Here is a 22,540-nt window from a genome sequence, read left to right as displayed (position 1 = left end):
AAGGAATTTATTCTGTTTTATAATCTGTCAATTTCGTAGGTCCTTCTAGCAATACTCTTATCACACGCAAGGTTCCATTTTCTGAAGTGGAAATTTGCCATTTTATGAGTGAAATAGTACCATTCTCTATTTCGAGTCCTGTAATACTTCTGGGATGAACACAACTTCCGTCATTAAAAAAAGCAATGTCTCCGGGTTCAGGAAAACGGGGTCTATGTGTATGTCCTGTAATGGTGAAAATATTGTTGTTTTCAGAGATCCATTTTTTGGTTCTGCGCTCAACTTTTATAAGCTCCTTGAAATTTTTTGCTGGACTTGTTGGATCACCAATCCCAAATATTTGCAACTGTCTCCATAAAGCGCGCACCATAAATCGGTTAAATTTCCATCCATGATAGTTCATCCAATCTGCCTGATGACCATGTAATAAGAAGATTTCTTGTTTGGTGCTTTCATGTTCTAACACAAGGCCTTCGGTAAATGTAATGCCTGGAAATAAGGGCTTGTCTTTGTGATCCACCTTATCAAAATAGCTATACAAATGCTTTTCTACATATTTTTGATTTCGATAGACCATATCGTGGTTTCCAAGCAATCTATGTAGTCTTCCTTCTGCATAAAAGAGTTTCATTAAATTGAATACATTTTTATGCGCTTCAAGTATAGCTTTAAATTCTATGTTTTCCCATAACTCATCACCATCTCCTACTTCGCAGTAGGTGTATCCTTCTGTGTAATAATGTTTTAGGGCATGATAGTAGATGTTTCTATTGTTTGCAAAATCATCTGCAAAACTATTATCTCCTCGATGACAATCACTAAAAACAATAAACTTAGAGTCGTCATTAAAAGAGACGCGTCTTGCATTTTTATAGGTGTTTGAAATTCTACGCTGAGAAGACATAGGTACAATTGTTTTGTTAAAGATACCAATTGTTTTTAGATGTCTTTATGTGCAGGAAAAGTAAATTGTTTGTGTCTCTAAAATTTCAGCATAAAAAACTGCTCTAAGTTTATGAAACAATAGAGCAGTTTGTCTTAAAAATTAGCTTGTTATTGCACAATGAGCTTTTTAATTTCTGTAAAATTCTCTCCAGAAATTTTAAGTAAGTAGGTGCCTGAAGCCATTCCTTCTAAAGAGATGGTTTGTTGCATTGCATCTCCTTTTATAACACGTATTTCTTGTCCTAGGGTATTGTAGATTAGAACTTCCTTTATAGGTGTGTTGGCAGTAAGAACAGTGAAATTACTTGCTGGATTTGGACTCACTGCAATATCTGTGGTTGTTTCAGAAGAAGTTGTATTTAGCGCAGCTCCTTCTTGAATGAATACATTAAATGTAGCGTTTTCGGGCATGTTTGATTGATCTTCTATGTAAACAGACCATTGAGAGCCTGTGTACCATACTCCAATAGTTTTGTCTATGATGACATTTGAAATGTCACCTGTTGAATTTCCCCAATTGTGTTGCGCCATTACAATAGCATCTGGATTTCCATTTAGATCTGGATGGTCTATGGTAGTATAATTAAAGTTAATAGTAGCAGCTGTAGCTTGATGTTTAAACGCTGTAATTTGATCTCCACTTTCTTGAATTAATAACTTGTAAGCTGCTCCCGCAGGTTGATTGGCTATATCTTCTGCAAATAAATTCCATCGATTACCACCAACGTCATACCAAAACCCATAGTTTTGAAGATTATATACCCCGTTCGGATTCCAGTGTTTTGCCATTAATAAAGTTGCATCTGGATCGTTGTTAATTACCGTGCTATTAATTGGAAGCGTGTAGTCTGTGCCATCACTTTCTAAGGAAGTTGTTAATCCATCTTCGGCAATATAGATATTAAAGACATCGCCAGGAACTAAGTTTGCGATGTCTTCCGAAAACAACGTCCAATTGGCTCCATCATACCATGTTCCTATGGGATGATCATAAATAATCCCACTAGATTCATAGTTGTGCGTTACAAATATGGTGGCATTTTCATTTCCATTTAATAGCGGGTGATCTATCACTGAAATGTAATCTGTGCCTGTGACTTCATGTTTTATTAAAATATCACCTTGTGCATGTAGCAAAGATGAAAGTAGCAAAGAGAGGCAAAATGTAAAAATAGTTTTCATAATGAGAATTTTTTAAAATTTATTTTCTCATTAATGCAACCTTTTAAATTAGGTTAACATGATTTTAAAAAAAATGACCATTTCTTGAGTAGAAATGGTCATTTAGTATTTTAGAAAAACGGATTTTATTTAAAGGCATTTAGGCCAGTAATGTCTAGTCCAGTAATTAATAAGTGGATGTCATGTGTTCCTTCATAAGTAACAACACTCTCGAGGTTCATCATATGTCTCATGATAGAATAGTCACCAGAAATACCCATACCTCCAAGCATTTGTCTTGCATCACGTGCAATTTTTAATGCCATATCTACATTGTTACGTTTTGCCATAGAAATTTGTGCAGACGTAGCTTTGTTTTCGTTTTTAAGTTGTCCAAGACGTAAGCAAAGTAATTGCGCTTTTGTGATTTCTGTAATCATCTCGGCTAATTTCTTTTGTTGTAATTGGAATTGCCCAATTGGTTTTCCAAATTGGATACGTTCTTTAGAATAACGTAACGCAGTGTCATAACAATCCATTGCTGCGCCAATAACACCCCAAGCAATACCATAACGAGCAGAATCTAAACAACCAAGTGGTGCTCCTAGACCAGATTTGTTAGGTAATAAATTTTCTTTAGGCACTTTTACATCCTGAAATATGAGTTCTCCTGTAGCACTTGCTCTTAACGACCATTTGTTGTGCGTTTCTGGAGTAGAAAATCCTTCCATACCACGCTCTACGATAAGTCCGTGAATACGTCCTTCTTCATTTTTTGCCCATACCACTGCAACATCACAAAATGGAGAATTAGAAATCCACATTTTAGCACCATTTAATAGATAATGGTCTCCCATATCTTTAAAGTTGGTAATCATACCTCCAGGATTACTTCCGTGATCTGGTTCGGTAAGACCAAAAGATCCCATCCATTCTCCAGAAGCTAATTTTGGTAAGTACTTATTTCGTTGTTCTTCGTTTCCGTATTTCCAAATAGGATACATTACTAAAGAGGATTGTACAGAGGCTGTAGAACGAACACCACTATCACCACGCTCGATTTCTTGCATGATAAGTCCGTATGAAATTTGATCTAAACCAGCACCCCCGTATTGTTCTGGAATATAAGGGCCAAAAGCTCCAATTTCAGAAAGTCCAGGAATAATAGATTTTGGAAATGTTGCTGTTTGAGCAGCTTCTTCAATAATAGGAGATACATCACGCTTTACCCAAGAACGAGCAGCATCACGTATTAATTTATGCTCTTCAGTTAATAAATCATCAATATTGTAATAATCTGGAGCTTCAAATAAATCGGGTTTCATAGTGTGGTTTTTTATTCGCTGTAAAGATAAATACCACTCTCATAGTTTCCTACATTTTAAGGTAAAAATCTTTGACTAAATTTTTATAGGCTTCTGTGTATTCGTGCCTTGAAATTTCTATAGTAAGTGCTTCTGAAATTTCCTTGGTTTGTATTCTTGAAAATTCTAATAAACAACGTTTTACAGGAGCTGTTTCAGTCCCACGTACCTTGCATATTTTTTTTAGGTATAATCCGCTACTTTTTGCAAGTTCGATAAAGGAAGCAGTTTCATGTTCTGGTAACACCGTTGCAAATATTCCTATTTCAGAAAGTAAATGCGCAGCACAAACAATAAGATGTTGAAAGGGTAAGGTGTCTGTAAAGCGAGCTTTAGCTCTTGCTTCATTTGGAAGCTCTTTTTGATTTTCTGTAGTATGAGGAGCTTCAAAAAAAGGGGGGTTGCTTACAATTAAATCGTATGCTTCTTCTATTTCACTAGCAAATTCTTGTACAGAGGCATGATAACAAAACAATCGGTCTCCCCAAGGAGATTGTTCAAAATTAGACATGCATTGCGCGTGTGCCTCATCATCAATTTCGATGGCGTCTATGGTGTCTGCAAAACTGCGTTGTGCTAATTGCAATGCAATAATCCCTGTGCCAGCTCCTATGTCTAGAATAGATTGAGGTTGGTGGTCAATAGTCACCCAGGCACCTAATAATACACCGTCTGTGCCAATTTTCATAGCGCATTGGTTTTGAGAAACAGTAAATTGTTTAAATTGAAAAGGCTGCTGAGACATTATAGGTAGAGTTCAATAAGGCCTTCTGGAACATCTAAGGAGAGTACTTTATTTTCGCGATCCACGTCCTTGATAAAAAGATCATTTACGGGAATTAAAATTTCATTTCCTTGATACTCAATAATAAATAAATGCTGTGCAGTTTTATCGTTGACGCCAACAATAATGCCTGCTTCTCCAAAACGTTTGTCGGTTACTTTAAAACCAATAATTTCATGGTAATAAAATTTCGTCCCTTCTAGTTTTGGCAAAAAAGACAGTGGAAGATATAATTCAGTACCCAACATTTCATTGGCCGTAGCCTCATCATACACATCTTCAAATTGTACACGCAGCAGTGTGGATTTGTGTAACTGACTATGTTCAATAAAAAATGGAATCAGTGTTTTGTGTTGTTCCACAAAAACCGATTCCATCTCTAAGAATAATTCAGGTTCGTCTGTGTCTAATTTGACTAAGAGTTCCCCTTTAAAACTATATTTTTTAACGACTTTGCCAACGAAGAAACAGTCTTCCTTTTGCATTGTCTCAAGTTTTATTCTTCTTCTTTAGTAGCATCTGCAGCAGGAGCATCTACCTCAACAGCAGCTTTCTCTTCTTCTACAACAGGTGCATTTGCAGCGATACGTGCTTCATTAACTGCTTTTTCTGCAGCCAATGCTTCCGCTTTCGCTTTTCCTTTAGCATCTGCAAGAGTTGCTCTTTTAGCATCAATTCCTTTTGCTTTTTCTTCTAACCAAGCAGTAAATTTTGCTTCAGCTTGCTCTTCTGTTAAAGCACCTTTACGAACACCGCCCATTAAATGATTTTTCATCATTACTCCTTTGTAAGAAAGGATTGTTCTGGCAGTATCTGTTGGTTGCGCTCCATTTTGAAGCCATTGTACAGAACTATCAACATCTAAGTCAATTTGTGCAGGGTTAGTGTTTGGATTGTATGTTCCTAATTTTTCAAGGTACTTACCATCTCTTTTGGCGCGGGCATCTGCCGCTACGATCCAGTAAAAAGGTTTTCCTTTTTTACCGTGTCTTTGTAGTCTGATTTTTACAGGCATAACATTAATTTTTGAAGTACACGACTCCGGTTTTAATTGTATTACATTTTCAAAGGGATCTGTTTTAAAGTATTGTTTTTGTTAAACACCCTTATCACAGATTTTTGAGTGCGCAAAGATACTGTAAAATATCTTTGTAACTCAAGCAATTGCATTATTTTTTATACATTTGCGATTGCCTGTTTATGCCTCCTTGTTATGAAAAACCTTTTTTATAGTGTAATTGCGAGTTTTTTATTGATTTCTTGCTCTGAAAGTGTTAGCGATAACAGTCCTGCTTTACAAGGGTTTGTAGATAATGTTTTGTTTATGGCAGATGGTCCAACAGCTAGTTCAGATGGCGATGGAGGGTATATCATAAAAGGGGCTAGCCTAAACGAAGGAATTAAACTTCGTGTTTCAAGTGGAGCAGTAGGTACCTACCCACTTGGCGGGTCAAGTTCAAACTATGCTACTTATAATGATGCGGCTGCTAATGGGTATACTACCAGTCCAAATGGTAATGGGCAAATTGTGGTAACTAGCTTTAATCAACAAGCGGGTACTATTTCTGGCTCGTTTAAATTTGAGGCTATGCAAGCCGATGTTGATACTGTTTTTGTGAAAAATGGAATCTTCTTCGAAGTTCCTTTTGTTGCTATCCCTGAAGTGATTATTGATCCAGAAGAACCTGAAGTGCCTCCTATAGGGCCTTGTAACGCAGGGACTTTTGTTTCTCTTGTGGATGGAGATCCATTACAACAAGGAAATAATTTATGTGTTCAAGCAGTTATTTTCCAAGAAAAGATTGTGATTACTGCATCAGATCCAGATGATGAGATTCAATTAAGAATGCCTCTTAGTATTGGTACAGGTCAAAATGTATTGCCAAAAGAAGGATTTGCTGGAACGTATAAAAATCTAGTTACAGGAACTTTAGAAACATTAACTGTAGGGAACTTGGTGATATTGAGTCATAATACCCAAGCAAATTTAATACGAGGTTCTTTTTCTTTTGAGACACCAAACCACACTATTACTATTGGTAGTTTTAATGTCACGTATCAATAAAAAACAAACACAAAATATGTAGAAAGACCGAATCTGTATTCGGTCTTTTTTTTGTTCAAAATGTGAACAACTCTACATAACTTTTAGTCGCTAAAAAAGCATATTTTTTTACATTTACCAATAGCATATTTCTGCTTCTTTCTTCGGAAATTTTAAATGTTGGTGTTGTGTTAAATCATGTGGCCTTCTAATATTTCCGAAGTAAAATTTCTAACGCAGACCACTAAACTGGAAACAAGCCTATGTACTTAATTTTTGATACCGAAACCACTGGACTTCCAAGAAATTGGAACGCCCCATTGAGTGATAGTGATAACTGGCCACGCTGTATACAAATAGCATGGCAGTTGCATGATGGTATGGGAAACGTGTTAGAACATCAAGATTATTTGGTGCAGCCAGAAGGGTTTAATATTCCTTTTGATGCAGAGAAAATTCACGGTATTTCTACAGAACTAGCAGATGCAGAGGGAATCCCGCTTACCGAAATGATGGCGAAGTTTCAGGAAGTACTCAGGAAAACCAAGTTTATTGTCGGTCAAAATGTAGGTTTCGATCTCAATATCATGGGTGCAGAGTTTTTGCGTCTAGGTATGGAGAATCCCTTGCCAGAAATGCCCTTGCTTGATACTTGTACCGAAACTACCGCGCAGCTTTGTCAAATTCCAGGAGGAAGAGGAGGTAGATTTAAGTTGCCTACCCTTACAGAACTGCATCAGTTTTTATTTAATCAGCCTTTTGCAGAAGCGCACAACGCAACAGCCGATGTAGAAGCAACTACACGTTGTTTTTTAGAGTTGATTCGTCGTCAGATTTTCACACAAGAAGAACTTGACGTACAGCCAGATTATTTCGAAAATTTCAGTAGAGAAAATCCAGCCACAATTGAACTTATTGGCCTAAAGCACATCAACCTTAAAAAGGCTTCTGAGAAAATTAGAAAAGAATTGGAGGCGGCTACGGTACCCCAAGAAATTTCTACTGAAGAAATAAAAGAAAATATTGCTGCCTTAGCCGAGGCTCCTTATGCACACCTGCACAATCATTCGCAGTATTCAATATTGCAATCCACCTCAAGTACTCAGGATTTGGTGAATGCTGCCGTGGCAGACAACCAACCCGCGGTTGCCATTACCGATACGGGAAATATGATGGGTGCGTTTCATTTTACACGCGCCGTTAACAATCACAATAAAAAGATAAAAGCCGCATACAAAGAAGCATTGGCGGCCTATGAAGCAGTAGACGATACCGCTACAGATTTCGAGGGTGTTGTGCCCAACATGCCAACAGAGCCTACCTATTTAAAAGCGGTTGTGGGCTGTGAGTTTTTTGTGTGTAACGACCACAATGATAAATCACAAAAAGACAATGGCTATCAAATAGTACTAATTGCAAAGAACAAAAAAGGATATCACAACCTGGCTAAAATGGCTAGTATTGCCTATACAGAGGGCTTTTACTATGTACCAAGAATAGATCGTGAAGTGATCTTACAGTACAAAGAGGACGTCATGGTGCTTTCTGGAAGTATGTATGGTGAAATCTCTAGTAAGGTATTGAATATAGGAGAAAAACAAGCCGAAGAAGCTTTGCTATGGTGGAAAGAAAACTTTGGTTCAGATTTTTACTTAGAAATCATGCGCCACAATCAAGAAGATGAAAACAGGGTGAACCAAACCTTAATTTCATTTTCTAAAAAACATGATATTCCTTTAATTGCTGCAAATAATACCTATTACATCGATAAAGAAAGTGCCAATGCACATGATATTTTGCTCTGTGTAAAAGATGGTGAAAAGCAGGCAACGCCTATTGGTCGTGGTAGAGGATACCGCTACGGACTCCCAAACCAAGAGTATTATTTTAAGAGCCAGGCAGAGATGAAGGCGCTTTTTAAAGATCTTCCACAGGCTATTGCCAATATAAGTGAGCTCATAGAAAAGATAGAACCTTTTAGTTTGCAGCGGGATGTCTTACTTCCAAAATTTGATATTCCAGACGATTTTAAAGTCCCAGAAGATGAAGTGGATGGTGGGAAAAGAGGAGAAAATAAATTTTTAAGACACCTCACTTTTGAGGGTGCTAGAAAAAGATATCCGGCCTTATGTGGCGACAGCGAAGAAGACAAAGAAGAAGCAAAAGTTATTACCGAACGTCTCGATTTTGAATTAGATGTTATTGAGAAAACAGGCTACCCCGGGTATTTCTTGATTACCGAAGATTTTATTAGGGAAGCCCGAAATATGGATGTTTCTGTAGGACCCGGACGTGGATCCGCTGCAGGATCTGTGGTTGCCTATTGCTTATGGATTACCAATATAGATCCCATTAAGTACGACCTGCTTTTTGAGCGTTTCCTAAATCCAGATCGTGTGTCTATGCCCGATATCGATATCGACTTTGATGATGAAGGACGTAGTAGAGTTATGGACTATGTTATCGAAAAATACGGAAGCAACCAAGTAGCACAAATTATTACCTATGGAACTATGGCGGCAAAATCGGCTATACGTGATACGGCGCGTGTATTAGATTTACCCTTGAGTGATGCCGATCGTGTGGCGAAGTTAATACCCAACATGACCAAGCTCAACAAGGTATTTAACATGGACGAGAAGACACTTCGAAGTAAATTTAGAAGTGATGAGTTGCCCAAGGTACAAGAGTTAATTGGCCTTGCAGATGGAACCGATTTAACTTCAGAGACCATTAACCAAGCGAAGATTTTAGAAGGCTCTGTGCGTAATACAGGGATTCATGCCTGTGGGGTGATTATTACTCCAGATGATATTACAAATTTTGTTCCCGTAGCCCTCGCAAAAGATAGTGACTTGTATGTGACCCAGTTTGATAACTCGGTGGTAGAAGATGCTGGTTTGTTGAAAATGGATTTCTTGGGCTTAAAAACACTTACGCTCATTAAGGATACCGTAAAAATTGTTAAGCATAAACATGATATATTACTCGATCCAGATAATTTTCCTTTAGATGATGTAAAGACGTATGAGTTGTTCCAGCGTGGAGAAACTGTTGGTATTTTTCAATACGAATCTGCCGGGATGCAGAAGTACATGAAAGAGCTAAAACCAACTGTGTTTGCAGATCTTATTGCCATGAACGCCTTGTATCGTCCTGGTCCGTTGGAGTATATTCCTAGTTTTATTCGCCGTAAAAATGGGGAGGAAGATATTGAATATGACCTTCCCGCTATGGAAGAATATTTAAAAGAAACCTATGGAATTACGGTCTACCAAGAGCAAGTAATGTTGTTGTCTCAAAAGCTCGCCAACTTTAGTAAAGGTGATGCCGATGTCTTGCGTAAAGCCATGGGTAAAAAGCAAAAGGCGGTACTTGATAAAATGAAACCTCGCTTTATTAAAAATGCGGTTGAGAATGGGCATGATGCAGAAAAGTTAGAGAAAATCTGGAAAGATTGGGAAGCCTTTGCGAGTTATGCCTTCAACAAATCGCACTCTACTTGTTATGCCTGGATTGCCTATCAAACGGCTTATCTAAAAGCCCACTATCCAGCCGAATATATGGCTGCCGTGTTGAGTAATAACATGCGCGATATCAAACAAGTGACCTTCTTTATGGAAGAATGTAAGCGCATGGGCTTAAAAATTCTTGGACCCGACATTAATGAAAGTTTCTATAAATTTTCTGTAAACGATGAAGGCGCCGTTCGCTTTGGAATGGGTGCCATAAAAGGAGTGGGAGGAAACGCAGTTGCAACCATTGTTGAGAATAGAAAAGATGGAAACTACAAGTCTATTTTCGATTTGGCAAAGCGCATCGATTTGCGTGCGGCCAATAAAAAAGCCTTTGAAAATTTGGTGTTGGGAGGCGGCTTTGATAGCTTCGGAAATCACCGCGCCCAATACATGCATGAAGATGGTGATGGGATCACTTTTTACGAAAAGGTGTTAAAATATGCCGCGCGATACCAAGAAACCCAAAATAGCAGTCAGGTGAGCTTGTTTGGTGAAGCTAGTGAAGTGCAAATCCCCGAACCAGAAGTGCCTCCTTGTGAAGATTGGGGAACCATGAAAAAGCTAAACTTTGAGAAAGAGGTAGTGGGAGTTTATATAAGTGGGCATCCATTAGACGACTTTAAAGTAGAGATGGATACCTTCACTAATTGTAGGGTAGCCGATTTCTACGAACTTGAAAAACACGTAGGTAAAGAACTCACTTTTGGAGGTGTTGTTACCGATGTGCAACACCGAGAAACCAAAGCTGGAAAAGGCTGGGCAATTTTCACGGTAGCCGATTTTGGAGAGAGTTTTGAGTTTAAGATCTTTAATGAAGACTACTTAAAATTGCGACACTTTTTAGTGCCCAACACTATTATCTATGGTAAGGTATATATTAAAGAAGGTTGGATACAAAAAGATACTGGAAAAAGAGGCGATCCAAGAATGCAGTACAATGGCATGCAATTATTACACGATGTTATGGATAGTCAGGCGAGAAAAATCACCATCCAAATGCCTATTGAGGCTTTGCAAGATGACACGCTTGACTTTTTAAAAGAGATGGTCGCTGCACACAAAGGAGACAAGCAATTGTATTTTACCATTTATGAAATGGAAAACAAGATAAAACTCAACATGCCCAGTAGAACTCATAAAGTAAATATTTGTAATGAGCTGTTACTAGGTTTGCAAGAGCGAAAGTTGAAGTATCGGTTAAATTGAGTAGGTGACGGATGACGGATGACGGGTGACAGATGTGGTTAATGTTTTTTGTTTGATTTTCTTCGGAAATTTTAGTACACCAAATTGTTTTAGTAAATTTCTTAAAATAGCACATGTATGAGTAACCAAAAACGGAAAAGCTGGAAGTCATATTTTTTAGATTTTTTTATGTTATTTCTTGCGGTTTCTTTTGGATTTCTAGCCGATAACTATAGAGAGAAAATTTCGGAACGGACCAAAGAGAAGGAGTACATTCAGTCTATGGTGGAAGATGTTACAACCGACAGAAAGAACCTTGAAGGGCTTATTCAAAAAAACACAGAAAGAATACAAGGCTTGGACGCATTAAAAGCGCAATGTTTTAAAAGCAAACTTTCTATTGAAGATAAAGAGGCCTTGTATCAAAATCTTATACATCTTATTTTACATCCAGAGTTTATTACACCCAGTGAGTTGACGATGCAGCAGCTTAAAAATGCAGGTGGTATGCGCCTTATAAAAAGTAAAGAAGCCATCAATGCTATTATTAGGTATGATTCTGAAGCTAAAAAGTTAGCCAACCAACAACAGTACTATGAAAATTACCAAAATAAGGCCATCGCCGTTGGGACGGAGGTTTTTAATTTCCAGCAATTAACCTCTAAGTTGTTAAATTCAAATATAGTGGCTGCAGAAGATCTTGAGTTTATTGACACAAGTCCAGAAAAACGCAAAGAGTTTGGGAATAGTGTGACTATGTATCAGGGCATTATGAATTATTATTTGGTTCTCTTGAAAGGTATGGATGCCCAAGGCGCTCTGTTGTTGGAGACGTTGGAGGCTTCGTATGAGCTGTAAACGATGTTTATGAGTTGAGGTGTTTTATATTTTAACCAAAGACTGTCATTAAGTATGCAGTAGCAGTCGCAGTTGGCAGCAAGAAGATTTGAAAATTTGAAGATGTACCAATTTGAAAATTCAATATTGTTACTCCAGATTTTCAAATCTTTGTCCCTTTGATCCTTTGCTACTGCCACTGAACACTACGCACGAACCCCCGGGTAGGGATAGCAGTGGAAACCCCACAGTCTTTGTAGCTGTGACGGAGGAACGGCGAAAGAGACGAGGAGTTGGAACGTATAGCCCGGTGCGGTGCGCGTTGGAGGTAGTGCTGGCAAACCGTAACCCGCCATATAAATAAAACCAATCATCACATTGATGAAACTAATACTTTGGCTGTAAGGTTTGGAACAAAATTTGACTACTTTTGTGAATCGATTATTAATGAGTTTTCTGGATTTCCAGAAGCTATAAAGAAAAATTAAAATGGCATTAGAAATAACAGACGCGACATTTGAAGAAACAGTATTAAAAAGTGATAAGCCCGTAGTGGTTGATTTTTGGGCAGCATGGTGCGGACCTTGTAGAATGGTTGGACCTATCATTGACGAATTAAGCAATGACTACGAAGGAAAAGCAATTGTAGGGAAGATGGATGTAGATGCAAACCAAGAATTTGCAGCAAAATATGGAGTACGTAACATTCCTACTGTATTGGTGTTTAACAACGGTGAGTTGGTAGGACGTCAAGTAGGTGTTGCACAAAAAAGTGTATATGCAGAGGCAATCGATAGCCTTTTGTAGTCTATAAAATTAAATTAGTTAAAAGGCTTGGCGTTATGTTAAGCCTTTTTTATTTTTAGGAAATAGTTATAGTAGTTTTTCTTCGGAAATATTAGATGCTATTTTGTCCGTTCGAACGCAGTCGAGAACTATATGTTTAGGGCAATACATAACCTCTCGACTGCGTTCGAGCTTTAGCAGATAACATATGAGTACTGATAAGAAACAAAAAGTACAAGATAAAATTGATAATCAACAACTAGAAGACCGTACCATATTTTTATGGGGTATGGTAAGTGATAAAACAGCGCGTCACGTTGTTGATCGTTTGTTGTATCTAGATTCGATAAGCCATGATGAGATTAAATTATACATTAATAGCCCTGGAGGATATGTGACCAGTGGTTTTTCTATGTATGATACTATTAAGCAAATAAAGAGTCCGGTATCTACTATTTGCACAGGATTGGCTGCCAGTATGGGGAGTTTGTTACTAAGTGTAGGAGAAAAAGGCAGAAGATTTATACAGCCACATGCACGTGTGATGATTCACCAACCAAGTGGAGGAGCACGCGGACAAGCAAGTGATATAGAGATTACCGCGCAAGAAATTTTAAAGACTAAAGAGATTAGCGCTAAAATATTAGCAGACAATTGTGGACAGACTTTCGAGAAAATCATGAAAGACTTTCAGCGTGACCACTGGATGGACGCAGAAGAAAGTGTGAAGTATGGTATTGTAGATGGAGTTTTGTCTTAGTGATTAGTGACTAGTGATTGGTGAATCGTATTAGCTTTTGATATATGAATCATAAGGAAATGGATGTTTGGAAAAAGAGCATGGACTTTGTTGAAATGATCTATACCCTTAGTGCATCTTTTCCAGTAGATGAAAGATTTGGTCTAACGAGTCAAATAAGACGTGCTTCGGTATCTATTCCTTCAAACATAGCAGAAGGAGCAGCAAGGAAAAGTGATAAAGAGTTTATTCAGTTTATCAGTATTGCTATGGGCTCACTTTCTGAAGTTGAAACACAATATCATTTAGCGATTCGATTAGGCTTTATTCAAAAATCAATAGAAACAGATACATTACTTATCTCGGTTTCCAAATTATTAATGGGAACTCGGAATTACCTCATTAAAAAACAAAATTAGGCGAGTCACTGCTCACCATTCACTTTTCACTACCAACAATGGAATTAGAAAAAGAAATAAACGAAATAGTCGGGTTTAAAAACCTTGAGTTACTCGCTACCCAAGTGGTAGAAGGGTTTATTTCTGGGCTTCATAAATCGCCTTTTCATGGTTTTTCTGCCGAGTTTGCAGAACATAAAATTTACAACAATGGCGAAAGCACCAAACATATAGATTGGAAGTTGTATGCCAAAACAGATAAGTTATACACCAAGCGCTATGAAGAAGAAACCAACTTGCGTTGCCACCTTATTATAGACAATAGTAGTTCTATGCATTATCCAACCTTAAAGGAAATGCATATTGATAGCTTGAATAAAATTGGTTTTGCGAGTCTGGCCAGTGCAGCTATTATGAACCTCATGAAACGACAGCGAGATGCTGTTGGGATGAGTATTTATAGTGATCATTATGAGTTTTATAGTAATGAAAAAGGGAGTGAACGTCACCATCAAATGCTATTGCAACAATTACATAATGCAATAACACGATTAAACAAGGATACACCTACCAAAACATATACGCATTTACATCTTATTGCCGAAAAGCTAAAGCGTAGAAGCCTGGTCTTTCTGTTTACAGATATGTTTCAGAGCGATACTGAGGAAGAAAAACTTTTTGAAGCTTTGCAGCATCTTAAGTACAACAAACATGAGGTGGTTTTGTTCCATACCTATGACAAAGAAAAAGAGCTGCAATTTGATTTTAACAACCGCCCGAAGCGTTTTGTAGATGTGGAGACCGGCGAGCATGTAAATGTATACGCCGACAATATTAAAGAAAACTACGAAGCAGCGGTGCAGCGATATTTTGATGAATTGGCTGTAAAATGCGGTCAGTATAGAATTAAATATGTACCCGTAGACATAAATGAAAGTTTTAATACCATACTTACTACCTACTTGGTAGAGCGTGGTAAGTTTGGGTGATTAGTGTATCGTATTTATTTTACTATGATCAACATGTTCTGAGAATTCTTTGAGTAGCATTTCTAGTTTTGGTGTGATGTAATTTTTGCAAAAAGGCTTCTCAGGATTTTTGTAATAATAATTGGTGATTTCTTCTCGAGATGGTTTAAAGCTTTTAAAAGGAAGTGCTTTTGTAATAAGTGTTTCTTTAAAGTCTTCTTGTGAGTCTGTTAAGTGCGATAAGATTTCTTTTTCTTGAAAGGCTTCCATAAAATATACAGCAGAACGATAGATTTCTCTCATGCTATGATTAGAAGTACTCTTGTGTGTATGCAAGTGAATTTGAATAAGTGTTTTTAGATTAATTTTATTGGAATCGTAGTGTACGACTACTGCTTCAGAAAAGTTGTTATTCTCATTGTTAGAAGCAACATACCCTTGTGCTACAGAAATAACGCCTTTTAGTGATTGAAATACAGCTTCGGTACACCAATGACAGCCGCCGCCTAAAGCTATTTTGGATAAATCGTTTTTCATTTGATTAAAGATAAGAATACCATTGCTGCCTTTACGTATGGCGCGTCATTTTAACAGTTTGATCAATTTAATCTCTTTGAAAACTATTATTTTTACAAATGCACATTGTATTATCTAACAGAATTGCATCATGAGAAATCCACTTTCCTCAATACTACTCTTTTTGTTTTCTATGGCTATGTACGGTCAAGATCCAGTGTATGAGTTGGTTTGGTCTGATGAATTTTTTGCTGATGGCCCTGTTAATGCTAATAATTGGTATCATCAAACATTACTTCCCAATGGTGATAGTTGGTATAATGGAGAAATACAACACTACACCAACCGTATTGAAAATTCATTCGCAAGTAATGGGTTTCTTAAAATTTCAGCAATAAAAGAAACATTTACAGACCAGGGTGTTACAAAACAATATACCTCTGCAAGATTGAATTCTAAATTTGCATTTACCTATGGAAAGGTTGAAATACGTGCAAAACTACCTTTTGGTGTTGGCACATGGCCAGCTATGTGGACCTTGGGTCAAAACATCATTGAGCCTGGGGGCTATTGGACAGAACAATTTGGTACAACCTCTTGGCCAGCCTGCGGTGAAATAGATATCATGGAACATTGGGGAGATAACCAGAATTTTATACAAAGCGCAACACATACACCTTCAAGTTTTGGGAATACCATCAATAAAGGAGGACAATCCATTCCAACTGCTTCCAACGAATTTCATGTGTATGCCATGGAGTGGACAGAAGATAAAATTACTTTTAGCGTAGATGATGTATTGCATTATACCTATGAACCTGAGGTTAAAACTCCAGAAACATGGCCCTTTGATGAGAAACAATACATTCTTTTAAATGTGGCGATACTGCCAAATATTACCCCTTCATTTACAGAAAGCTCTATGGAAATAGATTATGTTCGTGTATATCAAGAAGAAATTCTAAACACAGACAACAATCTTCTTGAAAGTGTTAGTTTGTTTCCTAATCCAGCGAATGATGTTTTAAACATAAAAGTACCACAAAGCTATATCGGTATGGAAGTGTCACTATTTACTGCCATGGGTCAAAAAGTACACACAAAGAATATTACTGATAAAAATGTAGCCTTCGATGTTTCTGAGTTACATCAAGGGACTTACTTTGTTCATTTCATTGGTACTACTAAGGCAGCTACAAAAATGTTTTTGAAGCTTTAATTGTTTGTTATTTCCTTAATAAAGCGCATCCATTGATTAGCTCTTCCTAAACCTTCATTTTTAAGTAAGTGGATACTACATTATCAAATACTTTCTGAATTTCGCTTTTTATTATATATACCTAAAAAATACATCTCAGAAACTCTACAACTAAATCGGGTATAAATACCCAGTGATGGGTATGAATAGATAAGTATATTTAATTAGTTTTATACTCTAACCAATTCAAAATGTTATGAATAAGGTATTTATCACACTAATAGTTATATTAATTTCTTCAGTTTCCTTAATAGGCCAAGAAATTAAGAAAGAAGATTCTACCTTGTTTAGTGAGCGATTTAAAAGGTATCAAGCGGCTCAAAAAACATTGTTAGACAATTATAAATTTAAAGATGATGGCGATTATGGGAAAAATGGTTATTTGCAAGTAATGGAACCAGATCTCTTAAATGAAAAAATAGAGGGAATATTTAATCAATTAGTTTTTTCAAATAGTGACTTAGTTGGTAGTGCTAGTGCATTTGGATATTCTCAAAACAAAGAAAAAACTAACATTTCAGTAAGCAATAATTTTAAAGTTATTGATGGTAATTATTTATCATATTTAAAAGTTGGTGTAAACGCTACGGGAACTGGTAGTGTGTTCAACTTGTATTCAGAGGAAACCTGGAAGAACAACGTAGGTGTTAGTATTGGTGGTATAATAAAACTAGGTGTTGCAAGTCAATTTGTTGTAAAAGGATATACTGAAGAAAAGTTTAAAAAAGATCAAGCAGGAAGGAGAGTTTTTAGTGGAGAAGCGCTAAGAAATGAACAAATTTATGAATATACTCTTGCGTCGAGACTTGAATTACTCAAACTTGATATGGAAAATAATATTTCATCAAATACACTTCTTACAAAGTATAGCGCTCTATTGGATGTTCACAAGGATATAAAAGAGAAAATTGAAAAGAATGATTACGTTGAGGCATACAAAATTGTTGTAACTAAATTCGAAAATCGAATGGCCTTTGTCAAAATGGACTCAGAAAAAACTGAATATAAAAAGCTAATTAAAAAGAAGTTACAAGAGTATGACAAAGCCAATGACAGACTAGAAGGATATTCCATTAAATGGATTGATTTTGGTGTAAATCTCGCAAACAGTAACTTTCAATTTACAGATGAAACTATAAATGCTAATTTGATCCCAATGTTTAATGATGAGCGTTCATTGAATAAATTATTAGCTTCTGCATCTGCAAACTATAATTATTCATTAAATAATGCGAATCGAATATTTTATTATCAACTTGGAGCAAGCTTTTTTAGTGGCTCGTTTTTAAACAGTAATTTAATTGATGGTACTCCAAAAGTAAACTTAATCGAAAATGAAATGTTTCTTATTACAGACGAAAATGATGTTGTGCTTGGTAGCTACAACAACATCAAAGGAGAAGCATTACAATATTTTGATATACATAGCTATGCCGCATTATTCTTTACTAAGCAAAAAAACTTTGGGGTTAATATATCTGCAAAACACAACTTTTTGAGCAAACAACCTATAAATACTAATTATAAAAACAATTTCTCAGCTTTTATTGGTCCTGTATTCAGAACTATAAAGGGGGAATCATCAGGTTTAACATTCGGGTTAGATGTTGGATTTGAAAATGCAATTTATAATACTAAAATTACGAATGATTTTTCGGCACGATTAAGAGTAGGTATTCCTTTCAAAATTTATAAAAAGAAGGAAGAAAAAAAATAGCCTAAAACAAAAAAAGCCCATTCGCCACGGGCGAATAAAGCTTCTCATCGGTCTAACCTGTTACCGCGAAAGCGGTAATCTGTAAACCACATCCCGATTAGTATCGGGACAACACAACATTTTTCTCACTCTTATGAGGAGACACCTTTCTTCAAAGGTGTTTAGCGGTCTGGACGAGACTCGAACTCGCGACCCCCTGCGTGACAGGCAGGTATTCTAACCAACTGAACTACCAGACCGTGCTACTATTTTAAAGACTTTAAAAGCTTGTCTTACTTCTCCCGAAGCTTCGGTATTAGAAGCGAGTGCAAATATAAAACTAGATTCTATATCTACAAACGTTTTTGAGGAAAAAATAAATTTTTTTTGAAGCCTCTCTGTTATGGATGTTATAATTCATGTCTTTACTCAAAAATGATTTCCCTGAGGTAAATTACTGTATCTGTTACTTACTCACTCCACAACCCCTTTCACCTCAATAATAGTCACTTCTGGAGATGCGTTGCTGCCTAAGTTTTGTTAGCTAATTGTTTAATTTGTGTTAGTTCCTTCGCTACAGACATATTTATTAATCATATAGACAGTTATGGGTTTAAGCGTTTTTCCTGTTTCTGGATGTAAACCTAGAGCAGTAAAATATTCTAATTCTTTTTTTGCATTCTTTCCATACCAAATTCTTGGTTTTCCTTTGGTATCAAAAAATACAGTGTCACAAGTTACAGTTACCTTTTTGAAATCTTTAATTCGTTCTTCCTTGTATAGTTTAAGTTGATTGTTTTGAAGTTTTATTGCGTCAAATTGAGATTCTACATAATGATCTTTTTTCCATTCCATCCATCGAGTTTTGTCTATTGAAATATAAGTGATAATTGAAATAAGTGCTATAAAAGCTAAACTTATAAGAAGAATAGTAATTACTTTTTTAGAAAGGTTAGGAATTTTTGAAGTAAAACCAACTTCAGTAGGTTTAATAGACTTAACATTCTTTTTAACAACAAAATCAGAATAATTTTTATAACCCAAATATTTACACAATGCATCTACCACTAGAGGTTGTTTAATCTCTACATCTATTTTCTTCTCATCTTTTGCTAGGTTATAAAGATCACGGAGGCTTCTTTCTCCAAAAGGGATGTTCTTCTTTTCTTCAATTTTGTCTGAAAGAAATATTGCGCAACTCCTATTGGAAGGGTTCCCTCCATTATTTTTTTTTAAATCTTCTTCAGCTTTCTTAAAAGATTCAAGAATAATTTCACTATGCATTACGTATTGAATTTCAGCTAATTAGACACTTAATTTCTATATAGAAATTTATTGGAAAATATTTTCCAAAACCTTTCCAATTCTTTTCCATCACTTTTTTTCGATCACCCTTTTATTTGCTTCAGAATTAATGCTTACCCAGTCGTATTGGGTTCTTACGAAAGATATTAATTCTATAAGAGAGCCGCAAGGTAAAGCAATGTAAACATTTGAGAAGTAACTACTTGCTTTACTAATGCGCTCTCCACTTCTCATGTAAGAGAGACGTCTCTTCAATTTTTTTTGAGCGATTTATATCGCATCAATTCAATCCATTTAATAATCTGGACAGCCACAGGTGTGTCCAATTTAAAGCAAATAAAAATGAGAAAAATAACCTTTATAGTGTTTACGGTTTTCCTCAATAGCGTGTTCTTTTCATGTACACCAGATAGTATTGTTGAACCCCTAACAAAACAAGCGTGCTGTGGTGACGATATTTTAATACCGCCACCTCCACCACCTCCACCGCCAGATGGAGATTAATAATTGAAATAAGTATTATCTTAGAGGAATGAAAAAAAATACGTTTTCATTCCTCTTTTTTTTGTTGCTACTAAGTGTCCTTTTTCTCCACAAAGGATATTCGCAAAAACCTGTTGATAGTATTGGATATCACAGTAATCATATAATAAATTTTAAAAATGATGATGAAGTATTAAATGCATTAGATTTTTTTATTAAAAAAAATGAAGTAGCAATACAAGAAAATGACTCAATAAGAGCATCTTATTTTTATGAAATAATTGCACTGGGGCAATTTAAAATAAGCCAAGAACAGGATAGTGAGCAAAATGCAGTAAATGCACTAAGAATTCTAGACGCTCTTGATGTATCAGACCCAGTATACAAAAAGAATGCTCAATTAAGAATTTACAATCACTTAGGAGCAGTATATAGGTCTTTATATAGTTATGATAAAGCTATTAGATACTATGCCAAAGCATTATCCTTACAAGAAGATGTAAACCTTAAAATTTCAATTATAAATAACATTTCAAACACCTATAAAGACAATAAAAATTATACAAAAGCAATTCAAAGTTTAGATGCCGTATATTCTGAAATTTTAGCTCTTAATAATGTTAAAGATAAAGCTACGGCATTAGATAATTTGGGGTTTAATCAATCAAAAATGAATATTGTTGAAGGGATTAAGCATATGCAAATGGCACTGGAATTACGCTTAAAAGAAGATGATTTTTCTGGGTTATTTTCAAGTTATATTAATCTTTCAGAGTATTACAAAGACAGAAAAGAGCTGCGTAAAGCAAAAGATTTTGCTGAAAAAGCACTAACAATAGCAGATTCATTAGAAAGTAGTAAATATCAATTTAAAGCTTTAGAAACTTGTATAGATTTAGGCGAAGAGTCTCTTTTAAATAGATACATGACATTAAATACTAGCATTAACAGACGCAAACAGTTACAAGAAAATAATTATGCAAAAATGAAGTATGATGTTGAAAAACAAGAAAAACAAACTCAAAAAGAAAGATTAGAAAAAGAAAAAGAAAAAAGAAATAGGCAGATGTTTCAATTTATAGGAGCTTTTCTCTTATTGTCAGGAATATTTGTAGTGCTCTTTTTGAAATTTAAACACAAAAAAGAAAAGATAGCAGAAGTATATAAAACAGAAACACGGATTTCCAAAAAAATACATGATGAAGTTGCTAATGATATATTCTTGGTCATGACCAAATTGCACAATGACACTAATATTTCACAAGAATTAGTAGATGATGTTGAGCATATTTATACAAAAACGAGGGACATTTCAAAAGCGAATAGTGTTATTGATATGGGGCATAATTTTTCTGAAACTTTACATGATTTATTATTGAGTTACAAAAATGATAAGCTGGAAATTATAACGAAGAATATTTCTAAAGTAGAATGGAACTCTATTTCAGACCTCAAAAAAGCAGCCTTATATAGAGTGCTGCAAGAGTTAATGACCAATATGAAAAAGTATAGTAATGCAACGATTGTTGCGATTGCTTTCGATCGCAATTCTAAGAGCTTGTCTGTTTCTTATAAAGATAATGGTACTGGGACATCTTTAGTAAAAGGAAATGGTTTGTTGAATGCGGAAAACCGTATTAAAACATTGAAAGGGACTATTATATTTGAGTCTAATGAAAACGAAGGTTTTAAATCAGTAATTAGTTTGTAATATATGTTTCAAAAGGTCTTAATTTCAGATGATTTAGGTAGCATTAATAAAGGGGTTCTTTCTGTTCTTGAGGGACTAGCTATTAAAGATATTACTCAAGTTCAGTATTGTGATGATGCTTACCTAAAAGTAAAAGCTTCATTCAAACAAAGTATTCCTTACGACCTCTTTATAACCGACTTGTCTTTTGAATCAGACCATAGAGAACAACAATTTGCATCTGGAGAAGCTCTTATTGAGCGATTAAAAAAAGAGCATCCAGAATTAAAGATTATTGTATTTACTGTAGAAGATAGGTTGCAGAAAGTGCGAAACCTACTTACAATTCATAATGTAAATGCATACGTCTGTAAGGGTAGAAAAGGGCTTACAGATTTAACAAAGGCTGTAAAGAGTGTCTTTATTAACAATAGGTTTGTGTCTTCTGATGTGAGCCAAGCGTTAGATGATAAAACAGATCTAGAAATGAATGATTATGACGTAGCACTCTTAAAGCAACTTTCTAAAGGCCTATCACAAGATCAAATCAGTAGCCTCTTTAAAGAGCAAAACATTGTTCCTAGTAGTCTAAGCTCTATTGAAAAAAACCTTAACAGACTTAAAATACAATTCAAGGCAAATAATGCAATTCATTTAGTTACTATCACAAAGGACTTGGGGCTTATTTAAAAACAGTTACAATGTATTTTACTATCTAAGGATTCCCGTAAGGAATCCTTTTTTTTATGGGATTAGTTTTGGGTTAGTATTAATTTAAAAATTTTATTGATTGTCCGTAAACACTCATAATTGATAATTATTTTGTATTTTAGATTAAAATAATGGATATGAATATATTTAGT

20 protein-coding genes and 1 tRNA gene are annotated in these 22,540 nt (G+C 35.7%); 12 read left to right on the top strand and 9 right to left on the bottom strand.

The features are described from left to right. Window positions 1-7: 7 nt before the first annotated feature. The 6 genes from ACY2RS_RS13230 to ACY2RS_RS13205 form a co-directional block, all read right to left on the bottom strand. Window positions 8-904 (bottom strand): metallophosphoesterase family protein, encoded by an 897-nt coding sequence (locus tag ACY2RS_RS13230; RefSeq protein WP_490099144.1) that lies wholly within the window; start codon window positions 902-904, stop codon window positions 8-10. Window positions 905-1,053: 149 nt separating this feature from the next. Beyond that, window positions 1,054-2,127, bottom strand: a complete 1,074-nt coding sequence (locus ACY2RS_RS13225; protein ID WP_490099143.1) for a T9SS type A sorting domain-containing protein — start codon at window positions 2,125-2,127, stop codon at window positions 1,054-1,056. A gap of 125 nt (window positions 2,128-2,252) precedes the next feature. Then, window positions 2,253-3,431, bottom strand: coding sequence for an acyl-CoA dehydrogenase family protein (locus tag ACY2RS_RS13220; RefSeq protein ID WP_490099142.1), 1,179 nt, complete (start codon window positions 3,429-3,431; stop codon window positions 2,253-2,255). Between the two features lie 49 nt (window positions 3,432-3,480). Next, a complete protein-coding gene (locus ACY2RS_RS13215) occupies window positions 3,481-4,158 on the bottom strand; it encodes a tRNA1(Val) (adenine(37)-N6)-methyltransferase (protein ID WP_490099141.1) in 678 nt (225 codons plus the stop codon). 56 nt (window positions 4,159-4,214) lie between these two features. Next, a complete protein-coding gene (rimM, locus tag ACY2RS_RS13210; protein ID WP_490099140.1) occupies window positions 4,215-4,739 on the bottom strand; it encodes a ribosome maturation factor RimM in 525 nt (174 codons plus the stop codon). A gap of 11 nt (window positions 4,740-4,750) precedes the next feature. Further along, on the bottom strand, window positions 4,751-5,269 hold the full coding sequence (locus ACY2RS_RS13205) for a 30S ribosomal protein S16 (protein ID WP_490099139.1): 519 nt from the start codon (window positions 5,267-5,269) through the stop codon (window positions 4,751-4,753). Between the two features lie 198 nt (window positions 5,270-5,467). Between ACY2RS_RS13205 and ACY2RS_RS13200 the strand changes: the two genes are divergently transcribed. The 7 genes from ACY2RS_RS13200 (at window position 5,468) to ACY2RS_RS13170 (ending at window position 14,750) form a co-directional block, all read left to right on the top strand. Next, window positions 5,468-6,319, top strand: coding sequence for a DUF6252 domain-containing protein (locus tag ACY2RS_RS13200; protein WP_490099138.1), 852 nt, complete (start codon window positions 5,468-5,470; stop codon window positions 6,317-6,319). Window positions 6,320-6,561: 242 nt separating this feature from the next. Then, window positions 6,562-11,022, top strand: coding sequence for a DNA polymerase III subunit alpha (gene dnaE / locus ACY2RS_RS13195; protein WP_490099137.1), 4,461 nt, complete (start codon window positions 6,562-6,564; stop codon window positions 11,020-11,022). A 117-nt stretch (window positions 11,023-11,139) separates the two neighbouring features. After that, the gene (locus ACY2RS_RS13190) at window positions 11,140-11,859 is read left to right on the top strand and encodes a hypothetical protein (RefSeq protein ID WP_490099136.1); all 720 of its coding nucleotides are present in this window, start codon (window positions 11,140-11,142) and stop codon (window positions 11,857-11,859) included. Window positions 11,860-12,327: 468 nt separating this feature from the next. Next, a complete protein-coding gene (trxA, locus tag ACY2RS_RS13185) occupies window positions 12,328-12,645 on the top strand; it encodes a thioredoxin (RefSeq protein ID WP_490099135.1) in 318 nt (105 codons plus the stop codon). A 187-nt stretch (window positions 12,646-12,832) separates the two neighbouring features. After that, complete coding sequence (locus ACY2RS_RS13180; RefSeq protein ID WP_490099134.1) at window positions 12,833-13,384, top strand: ClpP family protease; 552 nt, start codon at window positions 12,833-12,835, stop codon at window positions 13,382-13,384. Between the two features lie 44 nt (window positions 13,385-13,428). Continuing rightward, on the top strand, window positions 13,429-13,782 hold the full coding sequence (locus tag ACY2RS_RS13175; protein WP_490099133.1) for a four helix bundle protein: 354 nt from the start codon (window positions 13,429-13,431) through the stop codon (window positions 13,780-13,782). A 38-nt stretch (window positions 13,783-13,820) separates the two neighbouring features. Further along, window positions 13,821-14,750, top strand: a complete 930-nt coding sequence (locus ACY2RS_RS13170; protein WP_490099132.1) for a DUF58 domain-containing protein — start codon at window positions 13,821-13,823, stop codon at window positions 14,748-14,750. Here ACY2RS_RS13170 and ACY2RS_RS13165 read toward each other — a convergent pair whose 3' ends face one another. After that, window positions 14,751-15,266 carry a peptide-methionine (S)-S-oxide reductase gene (locus ACY2RS_RS13165; RefSeq protein WP_490099131.1) on the bottom strand — a complete coding sequence of 172 codons (516 nt, stop codon included), beginning with the start codon at window positions 15,264-15,266 and terminating at the stop codon, window positions 14,751-14,753. 130 nt (window positions 15,267-15,396) lie between these two features. Between ACY2RS_RS13165 and ACY2RS_RS13160 the strand changes: the two genes are divergently transcribed. Both ACY2RS_RS13160 and ACY2RS_RS13155 read left to right on the top strand, forming a co-directional pair. Further along, window positions 15,397-16,464 carry a family 16 glycosylhydrolase gene (locus ACY2RS_RS13160; RefSeq protein WP_490099130.1) on the top strand — a complete coding sequence of 356 codons (1,068 nt, stop codon included), beginning with the start codon at window positions 15,397-15,399 and terminating at the stop codon, window positions 16,462-16,464. 235 nt (window positions 16,465-16,699) lie between these two features. After that, a complete protein-coding gene (locus tag ACY2RS_RS13155; protein ID WP_490099129.1) occupies window positions 16,700-18,220 on the top strand; it encodes a hypothetical protein in 1,521 nt (506 codons plus the stop codon). Window positions 18,221-18,385: 165 nt separating this feature from the next. Here the strand turns inward: ACY2RS_RS13155 and ACY2RS_RS13150 are convergent. Continuing rightward, a tRNA-Asp gene (locus tag ACY2RS_RS13150) sits at window positions 18,386-18,459 on the bottom strand. A 292-nt stretch (window positions 18,460-18,751) separates the two neighbouring features. Next, complete coding sequence (locus ACY2RS_RS13145) at window positions 18,752-19,483, bottom strand: hypothetical protein (protein ID WP_490099128.1); 732 nt, start codon at window positions 19,481-19,483, stop codon at window positions 18,752-18,754. A 363-nt stretch (window positions 19,484-19,846) separates the two neighbouring features. Here ACY2RS_RS13145 and ACY2RS_RS13140 point away from each other — a divergent pair, with 363 nt between their 5' ends. The 3 genes from ACY2RS_RS13140 to ACY2RS_RS13130 are packed head-to-tail and all read left to right on the top strand — an operon-like array spanning window position 19,847 to window position 22,367. Further along, a complete protein-coding gene (locus ACY2RS_RS13140) occupies window positions 19,847-20,008 on the top strand; it encodes a hypothetical protein (RefSeq protein ID WP_490099127.1) in 162 nt (53 codons plus the stop codon). A 28-nt stretch (window positions 20,009-20,036) separates the two neighbouring features. Then, on the top strand, window positions 20,037-21,698 hold the full coding sequence (locus ACY2RS_RS13135; RefSeq protein WP_490099126.1) for an ATP-binding protein: 1,662 nt from the start codon (window positions 20,037-20,039) through the stop codon (window positions 21,696-21,698). 3 nt (window positions 21,699-21,701) lie between these two features. Next, a complete protein-coding gene (locus ACY2RS_RS13130) occupies window positions 21,702-22,367 on the top strand; it encodes a response regulator (RefSeq protein WP_490099125.1) in 666 nt (221 codons plus the stop codon). The last annotated feature ends 173 nt before the right edge of the window (window positions 22,368-22,540 follow it).

Source organism: Patiriisocius sp. 208BN25-11, assembly GCF_058147145.1.
The sequence above is the reverse complement of the archived record's forward strand: the minus strand, read 5'-3'. Positions and strand labels throughout refer to the sequence as shown.